The sequence below is a fragment of the Pseudomonas sp. genome, assembly GCF_050739655.1.
Lineage (GTDB): Bacteria > Pseudomonadota > Gammaproteobacteria > Pseudomonadales > Pseudomonadaceae > Aquipseudomonas.
In genome coordinates this window covers 1-13,756 of record NZ_JBOIBY010000204.1, presented here as the reverse complement: position 1 = coordinate 13,756, position 13,756 = coordinate 1, and the positions used below count along the sequence as shown (strand labels likewise).

13 protein-coding genes are annotated in these 13,756 nt (G+C 57.5%); 7 read left to right on the top strand and 6 right to left on the bottom strand.

The annotated features are described in order from the left end of the window. Positions 1-207: 207 nt before the first annotated feature. A complete protein-coding gene (locus ACRESJ_RS09815; protein WP_431757739.1) occupies positions 208-1,533 on the bottom strand; it encodes a sigma 54-interacting transcriptional regulator in 1,326 nt (441 codons plus the stop codon). Positions 1,534-1,876: 343 nt separating this feature from the next. Here ACRESJ_RS09815 and ACRESJ_RS09810 point away from each other — a divergent pair, with 343 nt between their 5' ends. The 3 genes from ACRESJ_RS09810 to nhaB all read left to right on the top strand — a co-directional run bounded on the left by ACRESJ_RS09810 (position 1,877) and on the right by nhaB (position 5,299). Continuing rightward, on the top strand, positions 1,877-2,143 hold the full coding sequence (locus ACRESJ_RS09810) for a hypothetical protein (RefSeq protein ID WP_431757738.1): 267 nt from the start codon (positions 1,877-1,879) through the stop codon (positions 2,141-2,143). 285 nt (positions 2,144-2,428) lie between these two features. Continuing rightward, on the top strand, positions 2,429-3,718 hold the full coding sequence (locus ACRESJ_RS09805; RefSeq protein WP_431757737.1) for a hypothetical protein: 1,290 nt from the start codon (positions 2,429-2,431) through the stop codon (positions 3,716-3,718). A 78-nt stretch (positions 3,719-3,796) separates the two neighbouring features. Then, positions 3,797-5,299 carry a sodium/proton antiporter NhaB gene (nhaB, locus tag ACRESJ_RS09800; protein ID WP_431757736.1) on the top strand — a complete coding sequence of 501 codons (1,503 nt, stop codon included), beginning with the start codon at positions 3,797-3,799 and terminating at the stop codon, positions 5,297-5,299. Positions 5,300-5,416: 117 nt separating this feature from the next. Here the strand turns inward: nhaB and zwf are convergent, their stop codons facing one another. Both zwf and gnd read right to left on the bottom strand, forming a co-directional pair. Then, complete coding sequence (gene zwf / locus ACRESJ_RS09795) at positions 5,417-6,940, bottom strand: glucose-6-phosphate dehydrogenase (protein WP_431757735.1); 1,524 nt, start codon at positions 6,938-6,940, stop codon at positions 5,417-5,419. Continuing rightward, positions 6,937-7,917 (bottom strand): phosphogluconate dehydrogenase (NAD(+)-dependent, decarboxylating), encoded by a 981-nt coding sequence (gnd, locus tag ACRESJ_RS09790; protein ID WP_431757734.1) that lies wholly within the window; start codon positions 7,915-7,917, stop codon positions 6,937-6,939. The genes zwf and gnd overlap by 4 nt, the downstream gene beginning before the upstream one ends. Positions 7,918-8,192: 275 nt before the next feature. On the opposite strand from gnd, the gene ACRESJ_RS09785 reads away from it, so the two are divergent. The 3 genes from ACRESJ_RS09785 (at position 8,193) to ACRESJ_RS09775 (ending at position 9,968) form a co-directional block, all read left to right on the top strand. After that, on the top strand, positions 8,193-8,369 hold the full coding sequence (locus ACRESJ_RS09785) for a DUF6026 family protein (RefSeq protein ID WP_431757733.1): 177 nt from the start codon (positions 8,193-8,195) through the stop codon (positions 8,367-8,369). 115 nt (positions 8,370-8,484) lie between these two features. Continuing rightward, positions 8,485-9,420: a phosphoethanolamine transferase CptA gene (gene cptA, locus ACRESJ_RS09780; RefSeq protein ID WP_431757732.1), complete on the top strand. Its 936-nt coding sequence runs from the start codon at positions 8,485-8,487 to the stop codon at positions 9,418-9,420. A gap of 332 nt (positions 9,421-9,752) precedes the next feature. Next, a complete protein-coding gene (locus tag ACRESJ_RS09775) occupies positions 9,753-9,968 on the top strand; it encodes a hypothetical protein (protein ID WP_431757731.1) in 216 nt (71 codons plus the stop codon). Between the two features lie 81 nt (positions 9,969-10,049). On the opposite strand, the gene ACRESJ_RS09770 is transcribed toward ACRESJ_RS09775, so the two are convergent. From ACRESJ_RS09770 to zapE, 3 genes are all read right to left on the bottom strand, one after another. After that, a complete protein-coding gene (locus tag ACRESJ_RS09770; RefSeq protein WP_431757730.1) occupies positions 10,050-10,541 on the bottom strand; it encodes a GNAT family N-acetyltransferase in 492 nt (163 codons plus the stop codon). Positions 10,542-10,642: 101 nt separating this feature from the next. Beyond that, entirely contained in the window at positions 10,643-11,224 is a 582-nt protein-coding gene (locus ACRESJ_RS09765) for a DinB family protein (RefSeq protein ID WP_431757729.1), read from the bottom strand. A 48-nt stretch (positions 11,225-11,272) separates the two neighbouring features. Further along, complete coding sequence (gene zapE, locus ACRESJ_RS09760) at positions 11,273-12,391, bottom strand: cell division protein ZapE (RefSeq protein WP_431757728.1); 1,119 nt, start codon at positions 12,389-12,391, stop codon at positions 11,273-11,275. A 169-nt stretch (positions 12,392-12,560) separates the two neighbouring features. Between zapE and ACRESJ_RS09755 the strand changes: the two genes are divergently transcribed. Beyond that, entirely contained in the window at positions 12,561-13,613 is a 1,053-nt protein-coding gene (locus ACRESJ_RS09755) for an aldo/keto reductase (RefSeq protein ID WP_431757727.1), read from the top strand. Positions 13,614-13,756: the final 143 nt, after the last annotated feature.

Here is a 13,756-nt window from a genome sequence, read left to right as displayed (position 1 = left end):
AGCTTGCTCGCGAAAAACTTCAGGACGCCGCGTTCATTCAGAATTTCCGCGTTATCGTTAACGTTTTTCGCGAGCAAGCTCGCTCCTACAGTTGACCTTCATCGCTTAACTGACTGGCATTAAGGCTAGCCCGCGAAGAACGAAAACACGGCGCAACAGATGCATCGCAGCGCCCTGTTCGCCGGCAACCCTGGCTTCCTACATCGGTCAGCGGATCTGATGCTTGTGCAACAAACGGTAGAAAGTCGGCCTAGAGATCCCCAGCACCTTGGCGGCGATACTGAGATTATCGCTGTGACGGTTCAGTACGTCGCACAGGGCCTGGCGTTCCGCCCGGTGCTTGTAGTCTTCCAGCGTACCCATTGGCGTGGATACAGCCTGATGGCTGATCAGCCCCAGGTCTCGCGCTTCGATTTGCCTGCCTTCGGCCAATACCAACCCACGGCGTACCCGGTTGGCCAGCTCGCGAACGTTGCCCGGCCAGTCATGATTGCCCATGGCTACCAACGCGTCCTCGCTGAAACTCCGGGGACGGCGGCCGGTTTCATGGCTGTAAAAATGGGAAAAGTGATTGGCCAACATGGCTAGATCGCCATTGCGTTCACGCAAGGGTGCGGTCGCGACCTGCAACACGTTCAGGCGGTAGTACAGGTCTTCACGAAAGCGTTGCTTGCCGATTGCCGCCTCAAGATCGACGTGGGTCGCGGCCAACACCCTCACATCCACGGGAATTGGCTGACTGCCACCCACTCGCTCGATGTGCTTTTCCTGGAGGAAACGCAACAGGTTCGCCTGCAGCTCCAGGGGCAGATCACCGATCTCGTCGAGAAACAACGTGCCGCCATTGGCCGCTTCGATCCGTCCGACCTTGCGCTGATGGGCGCCCGTAAAGGCCCCCTTCTCGTGGCCAAAAAGTTCAGACTGGATCAAGTGCTCGGGAATCGCACCACAATTGATCGCGACAAAGGGTTTGCTACGACGCTGGGATTGTCCATGCAGCGTGCGTGCGACCAGTTCTTTACCCGTCCCGCTTTCACCTCGAATCAACACCGGCGACTCGGTGGGCGCCAGTTTGCTCAATAGCTTGCGCAATTCGCGTATGGGCTTGCTGTCGCCCAGCAGTTCGTGTTCGGGCTGATCGATATGCACCGTGCCTTGGCCGCGCAAGCGCGCCATGCCAAAGGCTCGGCCCAATGTGACCTGGACCCTGGAAACATCGAACGGCAAGGTATGAAAATCGAAAAACCACTCACAGACAAAGTCACCGACATTCTGTAGCCGCAGCACTTCCTGGTTGAGCACGGCGATCCACTCGGTACCGCTACGACTGATCACCTCCTTGACGGCATCCGGGTGTTCCAGATGACTGGGCTGCAAACGCAACAGACCCACGTCACATGTTCGGTCCGTGGCGTTTTCCAGCGAACAGCTGTCAACATCCCAACCCACAGAGCGCAACCCTGGTAAGAGACGATGGCAGTCGTCGCAGGGGTCCACTACTAATAGACGTCGTAAGGCAGGCGTTTCGCTCATGACTTTTCCTTGGCGCCAAATTTAGGAAATATTATTAAAAACAGTCATTTGGCGGACCTGGCTGTAACATTAGCAAGAATTTGACGTTGCCTTGTATCGTTTGACTATAGAGATATCGCCTAATTAGTTATAAGCACCGCCTTCGTTAGTTACCTAACGAACCGATTCTTTCATTACGCTTTCAATAACGCGTGATTGCATTGGGCTTGCGAAAGAAAGTTGAAATTTCTTTTGTTTGTGTGTGACCCGAACCCCGGTTGCGGGCATCAGTACAAGTAACCTGCCGAACGGTAAGCCCAACCCTCGGCACATCACTTGATTGGGCATACTGAGAGAACATTCCATGAACGCCCCGCTCCGTATCAACGAAGCTCTTTTGATTGCCGACCGCGCATTCCAGCCTTTCCAGTGCGTGGCCTGGGCACCGCAAGACGGCAATGGCGAACTCAACCTGACCGTCATCGACCGGACCAACAACAGTATAGGCCGCAAGCTGATTCCCAGCAGTGCCTACACCGATCCTGCGCAACTCGAACGTTTGCTTGAAGAAGCGCGTAAAGAACTGAGCCTTGAAGGTTACAAACTGCAGTCGTGGTCCATGCCGCATTAATTGTTTTGCGGATTACCCCGAGGGTAATCCGCGCCCCTTCTTTATCGTTAGTTGCTCTGCCGCAATGGCAGGCCATAGTTATAAACGAGTCTCGATTTTAACTGGCGCACACCTCGATACATTGCAGGCTTGCCATTGGTTCGCAAAGACATTGTTGTGGCACACAACGACCCTCCGCCTGTTATTTCAGTCAGTTGTGCATATCGTCATTCAAGGATTGAATAGTCTACTTAACCAGTCGCCACTCCCCACCTGGATCAGGACGACTCGCAAGGAGATGCGTGCATGTCCATCCAGTCCGTTTTAGCCTTCCCAACACCGCTCAATACATCAGGAAAGCTCGACACAAACTTTGCCACCCACGGCAAAGCCCATGTGTATTTTTCCGGCAGCCTCTCAAGCATGACCAACGGGATTGCGGTTGATTCGCTTGGTCGCTTGCTGGTGGCCGCGAAAGTCGGCATGCCTGGCGGTAGTCGATTTGGTCTGGCACGCCTGCTGGAAGATGGTTCGGCGGATCTTTCCTTTGGCAATCAAGGCAGTGTTATTGGTCAGTACGAACAAGGCTTCGAAGCGATGGCCGCAAAGGTTCATGTGCTGCCCGATGGCTGTCTTCTGGTTGTGGGCTTGCACTACGAAAATGCTCACCGCTCGCTCCCCGCGCTGGCAATGTTTGACCCACAGGGCCGTCCGGTTCAGGACTTTGGCGACAATGGCCGATGCATCGTGCGCTTGCCGGGCAATCTGTCACTCGGCGTGCGCGATGCCTGGCTCCCGCCGGGCGTGCCTGGAGTCGAAGCCTGCGACGTCAACGTTCAGGAAGACGGTCGAATTTTGCTGGTAGCCAACCACCATTACGAGCTGGCGGACCATGCCGGCATACTCATACGCCTCAATACCGATGGCTCACTGGACCATCGCTTCAATGGACTCGGATTCGTCATCGTACGGCACCTGCTGATGAACACCTGGCTCAGCACTTTGAAGCTGCAGCGTGATGGTCGAATCCTGGTGGGCGGGTCGATCAATTTTCCCGAAGAAGGTCTGCTGGCCCGTTATCACGCCGACGGCAAACTGGATGAAAGCTTCGCCGTGGACGGATTCATGAGTTTCAGGGCGCAAGGCCAAGGCGCCCGGATCAGTCAGGTCATCCAGCATGAAAACGGCGACGTGCAATGTTTTGGCAGCAGTCGCGAGCCGATGCTTTGCCTGTCTCTGAAGGTGCACAGCAACGGCCGCCCGGACAACCATTGCAACGATGGTCTGCCGCACTTGCTGGAAATCGGTCATACCGGCAGTCAATGGTCCACCGCGCAGGCGCAACCGGATGGCAGCGTATTGACGGCTGGCGCCACCATTGGCGGAGTCGAGGCCGACTTTATTGTGGGTCGATACCAGCCTGACGGGCAGCTCGATCGCGATTTTGGCGAGGGCACTGGATGGGTTCGCACACGCCTGGGGCGCAGTCTGGATACCGCCACTTCTATCCTCGCCCAGGGCGATGGAAACATCTTCGTTGGCGGCTACTCATTAGATGGTAACTACCGGGCTGTTGTCGCACGCTATTTGGCGTAGTCCTCTGTACTTTTCCTACACTTGATCTTCTTCTCCGCTTACGGCAACTTGCGCGCTTCTTAATACAAGGAGTAGCCGATGTCCGGTTCCATGGTCCAGGCGTTCGCGCATAACTTTCTCGGCAACTCACCCCGTTGGTACAAGGCTTGTATTGTCGGTTTCCTGATACTCAATGCGTTGGTGTTGTGGACCGCAGGCCCCGTGGCAGCGGGTTGGCTACTGGTGCTGGAGTTCATCTTCACACTCGCCATGGCGCTTAAATGCTATCCATTGATGCCGGGCGGTTTGTTGCTGGTCGAAGCGCTGTTGCTGAAAATGACAACGCCCCAGGCACTCTACGATGAGCTGCTGCACAACTTCCCGGTGATCCTGCTGCTGATGTTCATGGTGGCTGGCATCTACTTCATGAAAGATTTGCTGCTGTTTCTGTTCTCGCGACTGCTGCTTGGCGTTCGATCCAAGGCGCTGTTGGCGTTGATGTTCTGCTTCCTCTCGGCGTTCTTGTCGGCATTTCTCGATGCGTTGACCGTTACCGCCGTGATCATCAGCGCCGCCGTGGGTTTCTACTCGGTGTATCACCGCGTCGCCTCGGGCACCGATCCACGTCAGGACAGTGAGTACGGTGATGACCAGCATCTACCCACGCTGCATCATGGCGACCTCGAACAGTTCCGCGCCTTCCTGCGCAGCCTGCTCATGCACGGCGCCGTGGGTACGGCGCTGGGTGGCGTTTGTACGCTGGTCGGCGAGCCGCAGAACCTGTTGATCGGCCATGAGATGGGTTGGCACTTTGCCGAATTCTTTCTGAAGATCGCGCCGGTGTCCTTGCCAGTGCTGGTGGCCGGCCTGGTGACCTGCGTGTTGCTGGAAAAGCTCCGCTGGTTCGGTTATGGCACCTTGCTGCCGGACAACGTGCGCACCGTACTCGCCAATTACGCTGACGAAGACAATGCCCAGCGCACTTCACGCCAGCGTGCTGCACTCATCGTGCAGGGCGCGGCGGCGTTGATTCTCATCACTGGCCTTGCCTTGCACATTGCCGAAGTGGGTCTGATCGGTCTGATGGTGATTGTGCTGATCACCGCGTTCACCGGTATCACCGATGAGCATCGGCTCGGCACCGCGTTCAAGGACGCCATGCCGTTCACCGCGCTGCTGGTGGTGTTTTTTGCCGTGGTGGCGGTGATTCATGACCAGCAACTGTTCAGGCCGCTGATCCAGTGGGTATTGGCCCTGCCCGCCGATCAACAACCGGGCATGCTGTTTATCGCCAACGGGTTGTTGTCTGCCATCAGCGATAACGTGTTCGTGGCGACCATCTACATCACCGAAGTGAAACAGGCCTTCCTCTCGGGGCACATGAGCCGCGAACATTTCGAAACCCTCGCCATCGCCATCAATACCGGCACCAACCTGCCAAGTGTGGCGACGCCCAATGGCCAGGCTGCATTTCTGTTCTTGCTGACGTCGGCGATTGCGCCGCTGATTCGGCTGTCCTATGGGCGGATGGTGTGGATGGCGTTGCCGTATACCGTGGTCATGGGGCTGTTGGGCTGGTACGCGGTGAGTTTCTGGCTTTAAAACACCGCCCACTGTAGGAGCTGTCGAGTGAAACGAGGCTGCGATCTTTTGATTGTTTAAATCAAAGTCAAAAGATCGCAGCCTGCGGCAGCTCCTACAAGGGGATGTGGATGTTGCTTATCCAAGCCCATGCCAGACGCGACCGTCGCGCGTCAGCAACTCTTCGGCGGCCGTAGGCCCATTTTCACCCGCTGCGTAACCCTGCACCGTTGCATCCTGATGCCAGGCATCCAGGAATGGTTGCACCGCGCGCCAGCCATTTTCGATGTTGTCGGCACGCTGGAACAGCGTCTGATCCCCGGTCAGGCAATCGTAGATGAGTGTTTCGTAGCCGGTGGACGGCTGCATCTCAAAGAAATCCTTGTAGGCAAAACCCAGTTCGATGTTGTCCATCTTCAGGGCCGGGCCGGGCCGTTTGGCCAGCAGATCGAACCACATGCCCTCGTTGGGCTGGATCTGGATACGCAGGTAGGTCGGCTGTAGCTCTTCGACCTCGGTATCACGAAACTGCGCATAGGGCGCCGGCTTGAAGCAGATGACGATCTCGGTGTCACGCACGCTCATGCGTTTGCCGGTACGCAAATAGAACGGCACGCCAACCCAGCGCCAGTTGTCGATCATGACCTTCAGAGCCACGTAGGTTTCGGTGTTGCTGTCAGGCGCTACCTTGTCTTCCTGGCGGTATCCCGGCAGGGTTTTGCCGCCCAATTCACCTGCGGTGTACTGGCCGCGTACCGAATTGGCCCGGGCCTCATCCACCGTCCAGGGACGAATCGCACCCACGACCTTGGCTTTTTCGCCACGGACGGCATCGGCAGCGAAAGCGGCCGGTGGCTCCATGGCGACCATTGCCAGCAACTGGAACAGATGATTGGGCACCATGTCTCGCAGGGCGCCGGTGTGCTCGTAGAAACTGCCACGGGTTTCCACCCCGACGGTTTCGGCAGCGGTGATCTGCACGTGGTCGATGTAATGGTTGTTCCAGAACGCTTCGAACAAGCTGTTGGAAAAGCGACTGATGAGGATGTTCTGTACGGTTTCTTTACCCAGGTAATGATCGATGCGATAGATCTGCTTCTCGGTCATGGCCTTGAGCAAGCACGCGTTCAGGGCTTCGGCGGTTTGCAAGTCGGAGCCGAAAGGCTTTTCGATCACCACCCTTCTGAACGACTCGGGCGTTTCTTCCAGTAGACCGCAAGCACCGAGACGGCGAACCACCTCGCTGAAAAAACGTGGCGCGGTGGCCAGGTAGAACACCGCATTGCCTGTGCCGCTGTCGGCGATTTTCGCCGCCAGCGCTTGATAAGTGCTGTCGTCCAGGAAGTCACCCTGGACGTAGCTGATGCCGCTGGCGAGTTTGGCCCACAATTGCGGATCAAGGGACTGATCGCCCTTGCCGACCTTGCTGGCCACCTCGTTGCGGATGAAGTCTTCGAGTTTCTGCGCGAAGCCTTCATCGCTGATGGCGTTGTGATCGACGCCGATGATCCGCAATCCATCCCCGAGTAAACCGTCACGCTTGAGGTTATACAGCGCCGGCATCAGCAGCCGCTTGACCAGATCACCATGGGCGCCAAATAGAAACAGCGTGGTCGGTGGCGCGGGTTCAGCCTTGGATTTCCTGCGGATCGCATGGGTCATTTTTTCGGGGTCTCCACATGGCCGCCGAAGCCGAAGCGTTGGGCCGAAAGAATCTTGTCGCCAAAGGTGCCTTGCCCGCGCGAACGGTAGCGGGCGAACAGCGAGTTGGACAGCACCGGTACCGGTACCGCTTGTTCCATCGCCGCTTCGATGGTCCATTGGCCTTCACCGCTGTCGGCCACGGAGCCCGAGAAACCGTCGAGTTTCGGGTCGCTGGCCAGGGCGTCAGCGGTCAGGTCGAGCAACCAGGAGGACACCACGCTGCCACGACGCCAGACTTCGGCAATATCCGCCACATTCAGGTCGAAACGCTGGTCTTCAGGCAGGTTGGTGCTGGATTTGGTCTTGAGGATGTCGAAGCCTTCGGCAAACGCTTGCATCATTCCGTACTCGATGCCGTTGTGGATCATTTTGACGAAATGGCCGGCGCCCGCGGGACCTGCGTGGATATAACCGCGCTCGGCACGATCGTCATCGGATTTGCGATCCTTGGTGCGCGGGATATCGCCCATGCCCGGTGCCAGGCTCGCGAACAGCGGATCGAGACGCTTAACCGTCTCGGTATCACCGCCGATCATCATGCAATAGCCGCGCTCCAGGCCCCATACGCCGCCGGAAGTGCCGACGTCGATGTAATGCAGGCCCTTTTCCGAGAGGGTTTTCGCCCGACGGATATCGTCCTTATAGAAGGTGTTGCCGCCGTCGATGATGGTATCGCCGGCTTCGAGCAAGGTGCTCAGGGTATCGATGGTGTCCTGGGTCGGTGCGCCTGCCGGCAACATGACCCACACCGCTCGTGGTTTGGCCAGGCCAGCAACCAGGGCCGGCAAATCGGCGACGCCGGTGGCACCCTCTTCGGTCAGGGTTTCGACGAAGGCGGTATTGCGGTCGTACACAACGGTGGTATGCCCGTTGAGCATCAGGCGTCGCGCAATGTTACCGCCCATGCGGCCCAGTCCAATAATCCCGAGTTGCATGTACTGATGCTCCCTACTACAAATAAATGTGTGTCAAAGGTTATAGCCCAACGCGACTAATGAGGGTTAGTCCAGAGCGTTGGCGTGAAGTTTCCGGGCATTGTGCCCGATCCTGATGGATAACGTCGGGAATCGTGCCGAAGACACAACGACCATGAAAAATAAAAAAGTTCCATTCAGGGAAAAAAGAAATCAAACTCGGCGCCGATAGTAGGTCAGCCACTGATTTCGGGGGGCGACTCTACAGTTGAGACACGCCATTTGCGAGGTGAGCAATGGGCACAGTACACACCGCACTGCCAGTACAAACCCTTTACGTCACGATTCGTCGCGATGAATTGCGTCAGTTGAAAGACGAGCACGAGCAAATGAAGCAGGAGCTCGCGCAATTGCGCTTGCTGATCCAGGGCCAAGCGCCGTTACCCGTGACGCAACGCGCCCCTCACGCCTGATCCCCATGGTCGAATCGGAAGCAGCACTGCCCTGCTTCCGACACGCTACATCCCCCTCGCTACGCGCTTCTACTCACAAGTTTTTCACATTTTCTTGTTGATACTCCGGCTCATTGTGGCCGCTCGGTACGCGCGTAGCCCGTTCGTCGGCAACGTTGTGTGGCTTGGCGGTGCTAGCAACCCTGGATGGAGCGATGCCAACCAGCCATCAACCCTGGTGCTGGTGATAGGCGAGTCCACCAACCGTCAGCGCATGAGCCTTTACGGCTATCCACGGCAAACCACCCCCGAACTGGACAAGCTGAAGGATCAACTAGCGGTCTTCGATAACGTCATCACCCCGCGCCCGTACACCATCGAGGCGTTGCAACAGGTGCTGACCTTCGCCGATGAAGACAACCCGGATCTTTACCTGACGACTCCGTCGCTGGTCAGCATGATGAAACAGGCCGGTTACAAGACCTTCTGGATCACCAACCAGCAGACCATGACCAAGCGCAACACGATGCTCACCACCTTCTCCCAGCAGGCGGACGAGCAGGTGTACCTCAATAACAACCGCAACCAGAATGCCGCCCAGTACGATGGCGATGTGATCGAACCGTTCAACAAGGCCCTGGCCGATGCCGCACCGCGCAAGCTGATCGTCGTGCACTTGCTCGGTACGCACATGAGTTACCAGTACCGCTACCCATCGACTTTCGACAAGTTCAAGGACCGTAACGGTGTTCCGGCCGGCGTGCGCGACGACCAACTGCCGACGTACAACAGCTACGACAATGCGGTGCTGTACAACGACTTCGTGGTGTCGAGCCTGATCAAGGACTACGCCAAGTCTGATCCGAACGGCTTTTTGCTCTACCTCTCCGATCACAGCGAAGAGATGTTTTCGACTCCCCGGGCCATAACACCCTCGGGCGTAACGAGAGCAAACCTTCCGCTCCGATGTACACCATCCCGTTCATGGCCTGGGCCTCGCCAAAATGGCGTGAAACCCATGACTGGAGCTTTGCGGGTGATCTTGGGCGGCCCTACAGCAGTTCGCATCTGATCCACACCTGGGCGGATCTGGCTGGTCTGAACTTTGATGAACTCGATCGCAGCAAAAGCCTGGTCAGTGACAGCTTCAAGTCGCGGCCATTGCTGATCGGTAACCCGTATGAACGCCAGCAGCGGCCCTTGATCGATTTCAGCCTGATCAAGCCCAAAGCGCAGCCTGTCTCCTCGAATGTGGCTCAGAAGTAAATCTTTCAACTGCGATACAAAACCTGTGGGATCCAATTGGCTTCCCATTTAACGGAATCGGCGGATAATCAGCGTTCGACTTTGATTTATTGACTCATGGACGACAAGCATCCGACATTTGCAAGTGGGAGGCACACCATGAAATGCACAACGTTGATCCTCGCCGTGCTCGTGACACTCGGCTCCGCCAGCGCCTTTGCCGAAGGCGGCGCCGAACGCATGAGGTACTACTTCGAAACGTTGCGCTATAACCAGCAAGTGGCACTGGGCACTATCACGCCAGGCCAGAGCAATGAACTGCGGGTCCCGGACGACCAGACTGCACAAATGACCGAGACCTACAGACCGAAATGATTGTTGCACCTCTGACTGTTTGCTCTTCAGTCAGAGAAGACCTGTTGGGCGTCCTGATGGACGCCCTTTTTTATGCCCGAATCAAAGCCCCTTGATCCAAAACATCATGCGCCCGTGGGCCGGGTCGAATTCCCCCGGAGCAAAGCCGAACTTGCTGTAGGAGGCCTGCGCCACCGCGTTGCCTTCCAACACTTCAAGGGTGATTTTGCAGCAGCCGCGCTGGCGGGCGATTTCTTCGACTTTTTGCAGCATTCGCTGGCTCAGGCCCAGTCCGCGAAATTTCGGTACCACCGCCACATCGTGCACGTTGACCAAGGGTCGGCAGGCGAAGGTCGAAAACCCTTCGAAGCAATTGACCAACCCGGCCGGCTCGCCACCCACGAACGCCAACACGCTGAACGCATGCGCGCGCTTGGCCAATTCCCCGGGAAGATGTTCCAGCACACTGGCGGGCAAGGCATGACCGCCGCCCATCGGGTCTTGAGCGTAACTGTTCAACACCAGCCCAATGGCCTCGGCGTGCACCGGGTTGGTGTAGCTGGCTTGCAGCACAAGTATTTCTGCGGAATCCATTTCCATCCTCGATCACAATAAAATGGCCCCGGCGCGTCTCTCGCACCGCAAGGCCCGGCGACGATATCGCGAGCACTGCGCTGGCGACAATCGGATTTATCCTAATGCCCCCAGATCAGCGCTTCGGTCCACCCAAGCTCGGCAAAGTCCTCGGCTCGCAGGTGCGATTCTCCGGCGCAGAAAAACTCGTCCAGTTGCGGTGGCTTGACCGGCGTGCCGCTGAGCATCGCGTGGACTTGTCCACGATGATGTATCTGATGTTCGAACAGATGCGAAAGCAGGCGCAATCGACTGTCGTTTTGCGGCGTATCCCGGGCGATGGTGACGACCTTGACCAGTTCGGTATCGCGCATTTGTTCGCAGTACGCGATCAAGCGCCGATCCACGTGGGCCTGTTCGCGCTTGAGATCGACAGCATGGGTGAATGGTTCTTCGTCCTTGAAAAACACGTAGCAATCGGGATGGGGTTCATCGCCACGCAACTCGCGCTCCAGGGCATCCACGTAAAACCAGTCACAGGTCAGAATGTGGTTGAGGGTCGCGCGGATGCTGGGAAAGAAGTTGACCCTTGGGGCCAGCAGGTCATCGGCACTCAATTGGCTCCACGCCTTGGCCAGTCGATGATTGGTCCAGGCGTTCTGGTAAGCCATGGTCAGCAAATGGTGTGACAACGGTTGACTCATGCTCGGATCTCCTGAAACCCATGCCTCCCGGTTTTTGACGCCTGACCCTCATGCCTGGGCGAAACGCTGCAGCTGCATTTCCTGCAGGCGGCTGAGGGTGCGGCGGAACGGGAATTCCAGATAACCCTCGGTATACAGCGAATCCATCGGCACCTGCGCTTCAAGGTACAACGGCACTTTGCGGTCGTAACACTCATCCACCAGGGCGATGAAACGCCGGACACCGTCGTCATGCACCGACAACTGCGGCAATTCCCGGTCGCCGGCCTCCACGCGCACAGCCCCGTCTTCAGTACCCCGGGCAATGCGTCCTGGACGTTTTTGCGCGCTGAGGTCAGGCACATCACTTAACAGGATAGCGCTGAAGGTGTCGCACAGCGCCATGAAATCCATGGCGGCAAACGGCTGTTCACAGAGTGCGGCGTATCGGCACCAAAGCACCGTCTGACTGGCTTGCACCACTTCCAGCGGACGGTAACCGACGTTGATCGGCGCACTGGAAACCGTTTGGCCGACGGTCAACACCTTGAACACGTCAGCCAGCGCACTCGCCTGGCCTGGCGCGGCTACCCAGTAGCGCTGCAAGCCCTGGCCCGGATGCAGACGATGATCTTCGCCGCCGTCTACCGCAATCACCTGCATGTGCTGTTTGATCGCTTCGATGGCGGGCATGAAACGGTCGCGATTGAAGCCGTCGGCATACAGTTTGTCCGGTGGCAGATTGGAGGTGCAGACCACCACCACGCCCTGCTCGAACATCACCTGGAACAAGCGACCGAGAATGATCGCATCGCCGATGTCATTGACGAACAACTCATCGAAGCACAGCACCCGCACTTCTTCGCTCAGCTCACGGGCCAATGCCCTGAGCGGATCGGCAGTTCCGGTGAGTTGAAACGAACGCTGATGCACCCAGCCCATGAAATGGTGAAAGTGTTGGCGCCGGGCCGGTACCCGCAGGTGTTGGTAGAACTGGTCCATCAACCAGGTTTTACCGCGCCCGACCGGCCCCCACAGGTAAACACCGGTGATAGGCGAGCGTCTTTCATGCAGCGCTTCGTGACACTTCTGCAAGGCCCATACGGCATGTTCCTGGGCTTCGTCCTGGACGAAACCCTTTTGTTCGATGGCGTGCTGCCAGGCACTGAGGGGAGAGTCGACATTCATGCGCGGCAGTATGCCACCAGTTCACTCCACCTACATTGAAATGTCCGTTAGTCGAACACTTATCAGCGAGGCCATGAGCTTGTTGACGGCCAAATTTGTACGCATCATATTAAATACATGTCGCTAGTAATCTATATTTGCATCTCGGTTTCCTTCAGGAGTCTTCCCCATGCATTACAAGGTATTTGGCCGTAAAACCGGTCTGCGGGTTTCCGAACTGGCGTTGGGCGCTGGCAACTTCGGCACTGGCTGGGGCCATGGCGCCGAGCGTGACGAAGCCAAGGGCATCTTTGATGGTTATCTGGAGGCTGGCGGCAACTTCATCGATACCGCCAACGGTTATCAGGCTGGCCAATCTGAAGCCATGCTTAGCGAATTCATCGCCGCCGAGCGCGATCGCCTGGTCATCGCCAGTAAATACACCCTGGGGACGACACCGTCGGCGGGCATTTCCCACACCGGCAACAATCGCAAGAACATGGTTCGTGCCGTGGAAGAGAGTTTGAAGCGCCTGAAAACCGATCACCTTGATCTGTTCTGGGCGCACATGAGCGATGGCGTAACGCCGATGGAAGAGATCCTGCGCGGATTCGACGATCTGGTACGCGCCGGCAAGATCCATTACGCGGGGCTGTCGAACTTCCCGGCCTGGCGTATCGCCCGCGCTGATCTGTTGGCCGAGGTGCGAGGTTTTTCTCCCATTGCTGCGATTCAAGTCGAGTACAGCCTCGCCGAGCGCACCGCCGAGCGCGAGCAGCTGCCAATGGCTGAAGCCCTGGGCCTGGCCGCAACCTTGTGGTCGCCTTTGGGTGGCGGATTCCTTACGGGCAAGTATCGCAACAGCGAGGGCGACAACCGCGCGACCAAACTGGGGATGCTGGTTCATGCCGAGAAAAGCGCTCGTGAAACCGCCCTGCTCGATACCCTGCTGGCCGTCGCAGCGGAACTGGCGGCCAGTCCAACTCACGTGGCCATTGCCTGGCTACGGGAAAAGGCCAGGCGCTCGACCACGGCGTTGATTCCGATTCTTGGTTCGCGAACCCGTGAACAACTGGATGCGACATTGGGGGCATTGGATGTGCAGTTGAGCGCGCAGCAGCTGGCGCGCCTTGATGGTGTCAGTGACGTTGCCAAGGGTGTTCCCCATGAGAGCATCGCTGGGTCGGTTGCACGGTTCAGCGGTGGTGAAACCCTGGACCTGCCCATCATCCCGGTGGCCTGACGCCAATCAAAAACTGTGTGGGCTTGCCCGCGAAAGGGACGGCACATTCAACATCCATGGTGCCTGACACACCGCTTTCGCGGGCAAGCCACGCTCCTACAGTTGATCTTCGGCGGACACGGATTTTGTGTACGACCCAGGAC